At 67.2% G+C, this 8,463-nt stretch carries 6 protein-coding genes; 2 read left to right on the forward strand and 4 right to left on the reverse strand.

Features of this window, described 5'->3' with window-relative positions; translation table 11 throughout:
• Positions 1-94: 94 nt before the first annotated feature.
• The 4 genes from ACSQ23_RS28405 to ACSQ23_RS28420 all read right to left on the reverse strand — a co-directional run bounded on the left by ACSQ23_RS28405 (position 95) and on the right by ACSQ23_RS28420 (position 4,556).
• A complete protein-coding gene (locus tag ACSQ23_RS28405; protein ID WP_436092709.1) occupies positions 95-547 on the reverse strand; it encodes an N-acetyltransferase family protein in 453 nt (150 codons plus the stop codon).
• Positions 544-1,491 carry a DMT family transporter gene (locus ACSQ23_RS28410; protein ID WP_436092710.1) on the reverse strand — a complete coding sequence of 316 codons (948 nt, stop codon included), beginning with the start codon at positions 1,489-1,491 and terminating at the stop codon, positions 544-546. The genes ACSQ23_RS28405 and ACSQ23_RS28410 overlap by 4 nt, the downstream gene beginning before the upstream one ends.
• Before the next feature lie 152 nt (positions 1,492-1,643).
• Positions 1,644-3,029 carry an FAD-binding oxidoreductase gene (locus ACSQ23_RS28415; RefSeq protein ID WP_156384653.1) on the reverse strand — a complete coding sequence of 462 codons (1,386 nt, stop codon included), beginning with the start codon at positions 3,027-3,029 and terminating at the stop codon, positions 1,644-1,646.
• Between the two features lie 153 nt (positions 3,030-3,182).
• Positions 3,183-4,556, reverse strand: coding sequence for an FAD-binding oxidoreductase (locus tag ACSQ23_RS28420; RefSeq protein WP_436092711.1), 1,374 nt, complete (start codon positions 4,554-4,556; stop codon positions 3,183-3,185).
• A gap of 307 nt (positions 4,557-4,863) precedes the next feature.
• Between ACSQ23_RS28420 and ACSQ23_RS28425 the strand changes: the two genes are divergently transcribed.
• Positions 4,864-6,153: an adenylosuccinate synthase gene (locus tag ACSQ23_RS28425; protein WP_055999767.1), complete on the forward strand. Its 1,290-nt coding sequence runs from the start codon at positions 4,864-4,866 to the stop codon at positions 6,151-6,153.
• Between the two features lie 49 nt (positions 6,154-6,202).
• Positions 6,203-8,353: a hypothetical protein gene (locus tag ACSQ23_RS28430; protein ID WP_055999771.1), complete on the forward strand. Its 2,151-nt coding sequence runs from the start codon at positions 6,203-6,205 to the stop codon at positions 8,351-8,353.
• Positions 8,354-8,463 lie beyond the last annotated feature (110 nt).

Below are 8,463 nucleotides of genomic sequence, written 5' to 3' on the forward strand. Positions count from 1 at the left end.
CCAAAGGGGGAGGGAGATCCGACTGCGAGCTGTCGGTTCCAGCGTCTCCCTCCCCGTTGTGGGGAGGGATGCCCCACGCGCCGGCGTGAGAGGTCTACCCCTGCTTCCACCCATACCAGACGATCGGATCACCAAAAATCGGGTGAAGCTCGTCGCGCAGGTGAACCAACCCGTGCTTCTCGTAGAAGCGGCGCGCCGGCGTATTGCCGGGGCGGGTGAACAGGGTGAAACCATCAGGCATCTGCGCCTTGGCGGCATCGAGCAGCAGCCGACCGAGACCTAGCCCACGCGCTTCGGGATGCATGAACAGCTGGTCGAGGATGGCGGCTTCCGGCTTGATGGCGAGAAAGCCGATGATCTCCGGGCCGGCCTCAGCCACCGTCACCTGCCAGCCAGCCTCCATCTCGACGTCGACCCGCTGCCGCAGCCGCTCGAGGCTGGGTAGTTGCACCGGGCCGACGCCCGGCAGGCCGGCGCTCAGGTGCCAGATGGTGGCGATGGCATCGTAGTCGGCAGAAGTCGCCGGTCGGAGTTCGATCCCGCTCATGTGCCGCGCCGCGCCGAATATTCCGCCAGCACCAGGCCGGCGGCGACGAGGATTGCGGCGACGATGTGGAACAACTGCAGCGCTTCGCCGAGGACGATCACCGAGCCGACCGTGCCGAACAACGGGATCAGGTTGACGAACAGGCTGGCGCGGTTGGAGCCGATCAGCTCGACGCCGCGGACATAGAGCATCTGCGAGATCACCGAGGGGAAGATCACCGTGTAGGCGGCGATCAGCCAGCCCTGCAGATCGATGGCGGCGAGGTTGTCGGGAAGGTTCGCGGTGCCATTACCGAGCGTCGCCTGGTAGGCCAGCGAGGCGATGATGGCGCCGGTGCAGGTGGCGGCGAGGAAGCTGGTCCAGTGGGTCGGCGGCCGCCAGCGCAGCGCGATCGAATAGATGGCGTAGGCGAAACAGGCGAGGATGACGAGGAGGTCGCCGAGGTTCACTTCCAGCGTCAGGATGCGCGTGAGATCGCCGTGGGTGGCGATGATGGCGACACCGAGAATGGTGACCAGTACGCCCAAGAGTTGCAGGCCGCGCACCCGGGTGCGGAACAGCGCGAAGTTGAGGATGATGACGAAGATATTGACCGCCACCTGCTCGAGCGAGGTGTTGACCCCGGAAGTGTAGTAGGCGGCGACATAGACCAGCACGTTGAAGGTGGCGAAGCCCACGGCGCCGTAGAACAGATAGAGCCACCATTTGGCGCGGATCACCGGCCAATCGCGCTGCAGCGGCTTGATGGCGAAGGGCAGCACCAGCAGCAGCGCGCCGGTCCAGCGCAGGATCATCAGCGAATGCGCATCGATATGGCCGACCGCGAGCTTGCCGGCGACGACATTGCCGCCCCAGAACAGCGTGGTGAGGATCAGGATCAGATAGGGGCGATCCATCAGGGCGTGGAACGCGCGGTTGCCGGTCGCGGCAGAGGAGTTCGTCATCGGGGCCGTATGGTTCGTGCATCGGCCGCCACCTCGAAAGATGGCGGCCGAAGAAGGCGCGAACATAGAGTGCTTCCGGGAAAAGTTGCAGACTTTTCCGGTTCGGAAGCGCGACAGGCAAGCCGTGAGGCTTGGCGCGTCGCGCCAGCCCGTCAGGCCGCCGGCGGGATGTTCTGGTTGAGCCGGAACAGGTTTTCCGGATCGTACTTGGCCTTGACCTGGCGCAGCCGGTCCCAGGTCGAGCCGGGATAGGCGGCGCGGAGGCCCTCGCCACCCTCGATGCCGAGGAAGTTGACATAGGCGACGGCGTTTTTCTCACTGACGCTGGTGACCGCCTCGGTGGCCCAACGGTCGAAATGGGCGATGACGTCGGCACCGCCTTCATACATGGCGAGGAACGCCACCATGATCTTACCCTGGCGATGCGCGAAGGCCGTGGCGTCGGTGGCGACGCGCGAATAGGCGCCGCCCAGGACGCGGATCTGCCCCATCTTCATCGGGCTGGGACAGGCTTCGAGCGCCGCCAGCATTTTTGCCGCGGCCTCGACGCTGAACCGGTCGACGAAGCGCGAACGGCACGAGACGGCCGGGCGCATCTCGGGAGGCGGGTCCATGGCATACATGGCGGAGTAGGGCGCCGGGCCGACAAGATCGGCGATCGGCGTGGCGATGGCGCGGAACGGGGCGAGCGCCTGGGTCGCGGCGTCGGGCGTGCCGGAGAAGGCCATCATGCCGATCAGTGCTAGCCTGCCGTGGAACTCTGCCGGGACGAACGGCACCGGCGGGATCGGCATGACCATGGCGATGGTCGACAGTGCGTCCGGCGCTGCATCGGCGAGGGCGGCGAACTTTGCGATGTTCTCGGCCGTAGCCGGCAGCACCAGCGGGCCGCCGACGAAGGAGGGCAGCGGGTTGAGCTTGAACTTCAGGCGCGTCACCACGCCGAAATTGCCGCCACCACCGCGCAGCGCCCAGAACAGGTCCGGGTGGTTGTCGGCGTCGGCGACGAGGATATCGCCGGCCGCCGTCACCAGTTCGGCCGCCAGCAGCGAGTCGATGGTGAGGCCGTGCTGGCGCACCATGTAGCCGATGCCGCCGCCCAGCGTCAGGCCGCCAATGCCGACCGTGCCGGAATCGCCGAAGCCGACGATCAGCCCGTGCTGCTCGACGGCGCGGGTGACTTCGCCGGAGCTGAGGCCGGTGCCGGCCCAAACGGTGCTGGTCTCGCCGTCGATCTCGATGCCGTTGAGATCGCGCAGGTCAATGACCAGGCCACCCTCGGTGCCGCTATGGCCGCCGACGCTGTGGCCGCCGCTGCGGACCGCCAGTTCGAGATCGGTGGCGCGGGCGAAGTTGATCACTGCCGCCACGTCCGAGACATTGGCGACACGGATCACCGCCGCCGGGCGCCGGTCGAAATTGCCGAGGGCGACGGTGCGCACCTCGTCATAAGCCGCATCACGGCGCGTTACGACGCGGCCGCGCAGGCTCGAGGCCAGCATGTCGATCTGGTCTTCGAGCGGAAAGCGTTTGTCCATTCCCTGAATTCTCGCTGAGGTTGCGTTTGGAGAGCGCGGCCTCTAGGGGCGGCAGATTGAACGGCAAATGAATGTGCCGCTCAGCGCCGGATCAGGAATGTGCTGACGTGCGGGGATACCGGGGCGTCGAGCTGACACCCCGGTATTGTGGCCTCAGGCCGCCGGCGGGATGTTCTGGTTGAGCCGGAACAGGTTCTCCGGGTCGTAGGCCCGCTTCACCTGTCTGAGCCGCTCCCAGGTGTCACCGGGATAGGCGGCGCGGACGCGGGCCGGGCCCTCGTCGGCGACGAAGTTGACATAGACGCCATCGTCGCCCTGGTTCAACGCCTTGGCGAAGTCGGCGGCCCAGGCCTCCTTCTTCGGCTTGTCGGCCTCGCCATCGTAGAACGCCGCCACGTTGATCATGATCGGGCTCTTGCGGTGGGCGTAGGCGGTGGCCGAAGGGGCAACGCGGCCGAGCGCGCCGCCGAGCACACGAATCTGGCAGACCCTGAGGCTCGCGTCGGACTCCTCGAGGTAGCCGAGGATAGTCTCGGCCTCGGGGGTGCCGATACGGTCGACGAGGAGGTTCAGCGCCGCCGCCGTCGGGTGGTAGTCCGGATCCTCGGGCGGATACATGCTGGCATAGGGGCCGGGCTTGACGAAATCGGCCAGCGGGGCACCGAGCGCCCGGAATGGCGCCAGCGCCTTGTCGGCTGCGTCCGGCTCGCCGGCGAAGGCGAGCATGGCGAGGATCACCATCTTGCCGTGCTGCTCGGCCGGCAGGAACGGCATGGGCGGGGCGGGCATGACGTTGGCAATGCCCGAGAGTTCTTCGGGCGCCGCCTTGGCGGCGGCAACGAAGCCGGCGATGGTCTTGGCGGTGGCCGGCAGTACCAGCATGCCGCCGGTGAAGGCGGGGAGCGGATGCAGCTGGAACTTCAGCCGGGTGACGACGCCGAAATTGCCGCCGCCACCGCGCAGCGCCCAGAACAGTTCCGGGTGATTGGCGGCATCGGCGAGCAGTTGCTGGCCATCGGCAGTGACCAGCTCGACCGCCAGCAACGAGTCGATGGAGAGGCCATGCTTCCTCGCCAGATAACCCACGCCACCGCCCAACGTGATGCCGCTGATGCCGACCGTGCCGGCGTCGCCGAAGCCGACGATCAGCTGGTGCGGGGCCAAGGCTTCGGTGAGGGCGATAGCCGTAACGCCGGCGCCGACCCAAACTGTGCGATTGGCGGCGTCGATGTTGATTTCGTTGAGGTCGCGGACATCGATGACGAGGCCGCCATGGGTGGTCGAATGACCGGCGCCGCTGTGGCCGCCGCTGCGGACGGCGAGTTCGAGCTGGTTGTCGCGGGCATAGGCGATGGCGGCGGCAGTGTCGGCGGCATCGGCGACGCGGACGAGCTGCGCGGGGCGCTTATCGTAGCCGCCGTACATGACGGTGCGGAGCTTGTCGTAGTCGGAATCGGTTGCTGTGATCACCCGGCCGGCAGAGCCGGCGGGCAGGCGGAAGGCATTCGCGGCAGTCGAGAGGGGCATAACCTTGTCCTCAGGTTCTCGGGTTGGCGCGCTGGGTTGCGGTAACATGGGTGTGACTATCCGTGATTGCTAGAGCGAAGACCGCGTTTCGTTGCGTCGGATCCCGCCCCCGTGCCCAGTCTTGTTGGGGGTGCGACGTGACGGGATTTGTCATCTGAGAAGGACTGCTCTAAAGGACATCCGCAACTACCTCGGACTTCCCCAGCGGAAGCCGCACGGGTCAGCTTGCAGCGAAACGAAACTGATCTTTGCGGTCCGCCGGCAGCACGCCCGGCCGGGCTGCCGCTTCCTGAGGGACAATAAGCGCATGGCAAACGTGATCGTCGTCGGCAGCCAATGGGGTGACGAGGGCAAGGGCAAGATCGTCGACTGGCTGTCGGAGCGCGCCGATGTGGTGGTGCGCTACCAGGGCGGTCACAATGCCGGTCATACGCTGGTCATCGACGGCACCAGCTACAAGCTGGCGCTGCTGCCCTCGGGCGTGGTGCGCGGCAAGCTGAGTGTCATCGGCAACGGCGTGGTGGTCGATCCGCACCACTTCGTCGCCGAGGTGGAAAAGATCGGCGCCCAGGGTATCGAAGTCACGCCTGAAGTCCTGAAGATCGCCGACAATGCGCCGCTGATCCTCAGCCTCCATCGCGAGCTCGACGCGGTGCGCGAGAGCGGCAATTCCGGTTTGAAGATCGGCACCACCCGCCGCGGCATCGGCCCGGCCTATGAAGACAAGGTCGGCCGTCGCGCCATCCGGGTCTGCGACCTCAGCGAGCCCGAGACGCTGATGCCCAAGATCGAGCGGCTGCTGGCGCATCACAATGCGCTGCGCCGCGGCATGGGCATGGCAGAGCTCTCGGCACAGTCGCTCTACGACGAGCTGATGGAAGTGGCCGGCAAGATCCTGCCCTATGTCGACCAGGTCTGGCGGCTGCTCGACGAGAAGCGCCGCGCCGGGGCGCGCATCCTGTTCGAAGGCGCGCAGGGGGCGCTGCTCGATAACGACCATGGCACCTATCCGTTCGTCACTTCGTCGAACACGGTAGCGGGCCAGGCCGCAGCCGGTTCGGGCCTCGGGCCGACGGCGATCGGCTATGTGCTGGGGATCACCAAGGCCTATACCACCCGCGTCGGCGAGGGGCCGTTCCCGTGCGAGCTCGACGACGAGATCGGCCGGCACCTGTCGAGCGTCGGCCGCGAAGTCGGCGTCAACACCGGGCGGCCGCGCCGTTGTGGGTGGTTTGACGCGGTGCTGGTGCGTCAGACGGTGAGAACTTCGGGGATAAACGGCATCGCGCTGACGAAACTGGATGTTCTTGACGGCCTCAAAGAGCTCAAAGTGTGCGTGGGCTATGAGCTCAATGGTCAAAAAATTGACTACTTGCCTGCCTCAATGGGAGCACAAGCTGCTGTTAAGCCGATTTACGAGACCCTCGAGGGGTGGTCGGAAACAACGGCAGGGGCGAGAAGCTGGTCTGAACTCCCGGCCCAGGCGGTGAAGTACGTCAGGTACATCGAAGAGCTGATCGGGGCGCCGGTCGCCATGCTCTCCACCAGCCCGGAAAGGCTGGATACCATACTGGTTCAGGACCCGTTCCAAGATTGAGTTTTTTTCGGTAGAACTGGCCCCCTAAATTACGGATGTCGCTTAGCCAATGGCGGACTACAAAGAGCTGTTACGTAGGGCGGTAGAAGCTCTGCCGGAGAATAACGGCGCCGCGCGACGCGCGGTCTACGAGAAGGCGCGTGCCGCGCTGGTCGGGCAGCTGCGCGCCATCAATCCGCCGCTGGCTGCTCGCGACATCACCGCACACCGCCTGCAGCTCGAGGATTGCATCCGCCAGGTCGAACAGGAAGCCAGCGAGGCGGTGATCGCCGGCCTCGGTTCGGGCAAGGAAGACAATCCGCCGCCGCCGCCGGTTTATTTCGAGCCGCCGGCCAAGAAGGCCCCGGCGGCTGTCGCCAAGCCTGTCGCCAAGCCCGTGCCGCAGAACGGCAAGGAGCCGCCACGGCCGCTGCCGCCGGGCGGTTCGATCGAAGAGATCATCGCAGCCGCCAATGCCGAGCAGACCGAGGGATCGGACCGGTCGCGCTCGATCGTGCGCCCCGACGCCAAGCCGATGGGCAAGCCCGTACCCAAGCTGGTGCCCTCGACGCAGCGCCAGCAGCCGCAGCTCGCCGCTCCCGTGCCGTCCGACGAAGATGAGGACGACGGCGAGGAGCTGCAGCAGCGCTCGTCGCCGGTCCGCTCGCCGATTCCGGCCAGGTCGCCAACCGGCCGCTCGCCGCTGCCCTCGATCGTGGCGCGCGCCGAAGCCGCCAAGAGCCGTACCGGCAATGCCGCGTTCGGTGCCCCGATCGGTGGCGCTGCCCGCGGCCCGGTGCTGGAGCCGCGCCGCGAACTGCCGGCGCCCCGTATGGAGCCCGCGGGTCGCAACGGCCAGGCCGCTGCCCGCCAGATGTCCGAGCCGGTGGCGCTGTTCAACGATCCGCCGATTGCCGCCGCCATGTCGGCGGTGCGCGAGGTCGAGGTGGAGGCCCCGCCTGCCGATCCGCAGGGCGCGATCGATCGCGCCATCGCGACGCTCGACCGCGAAGCGCGCGGCGATACCGAGTTCGAAGAGCCGGTCATCAACGGTGGCTACAGCGCCTTCGACGACGAGGCCGACGAACCGCCGGCCCGGCAGAACGGCTTTGCGCCGTCGATCCTCAAGGCCGATGCGCGCCCGCAGCGCGAAGGCAAGGCCGCCAAGGCCAGCGCCTTTGCCCGCGATGCCCGTGAGCCGCGCGGCAAGAAGCAGCGCGATACCGAGCCGAATTTCCCGCGCGCCCGGGCCGAGGACGAACGTCGCGGCCTCGGGGCCGTTACCATCTTCCTGATCGTGTTCGCCGTGCTGCTGATCGGCGCCGGTGGCGCCGGCTTCTGGGCTTGGCGTGAAGGTTTCATCGACCTCGACCAGATGTTCGGGCGCGGCGCTCCGGCGACGCAGCAGGCAGCGGTCACCGCTCCGACGCCGGCCGAAACCACGACCGACACCCCGGCCACCGGCCCGGGCAATACGGCGACACCAGCCGAGAGCGATACGCCGACCGCCGAGCTGGGCGCGACGGACGATCGCCTCGGCACCGAGACTGCCGCCGCGCCGGCGGAACTGAGCCGGTTGGTTCCAGCGGCACCCGAGGAGCGCCTCGGTACCGACCAGCAGACGGCGGCAACCGATGCCACGCAGGCAGCCGCCTCGGTCGATCCGGCCAGCCTCGCCGGCAGCCAGTCGCTGCTGCTCGAAGCCTCCGACAGCGGCACCACCGGCGCCGTGCCGTTCTCAGGCACGGTGGAGTGGAGCAAGGGCACCGACGAGATGGGCTTGCCGACGCTGATCGGCAAGGCGAACATCCCGGCGCGCAACCTCGCCGTCGACGTGCTGATCCGCAAGAACTCCGACGCGAGTCTCCCGGCCAGCCACCTGATGGAAGTGAACTTCCGGGTGACCGACAGCTTTATCGGCGGCTCGATCGCGGGCCTCCCGGGCGTGCTGCTGAAAAACGAAGAGCTGGTGCAGGGAACGCCTCTGGTCGGCGCTTCGGCCCGCGTCGTCGGCAACTCGTTCCTGTTCGCGCTCAGCGCCTCGCCCGCCGACATCACCGCCAACAGCAGCTTGCTCACCTCGCGCAAGTGGATGGATCTGGCGCTGATCTATGCCACCGGCAAGCGGGCGATCATCACGCTCGAAAAGGACGCCGCGGCCGAGACGATGTTCACCGAAGTGGTGGGCGAGTGGACCAAGTCGGTCGCTGCCGCGAACTGATCGGCTGAGAGAGAATCATCGAGACGCCCGGGCCCGAGGTCCGGGCGTTTTTGTTTTGAGGATCGGACTTCACCTAGGATGACAGCCAGCGGGCTTCCCCCTCTCCCCTG

The organism is Devosia sp. LjRoot16, assembly GCF_964252795.1.
Classification (GTDB): Bacteria; Pseudomonadota; Alphaproteobacteria; order Rhizobiales; family Devosiaceae; genus Devosia_A.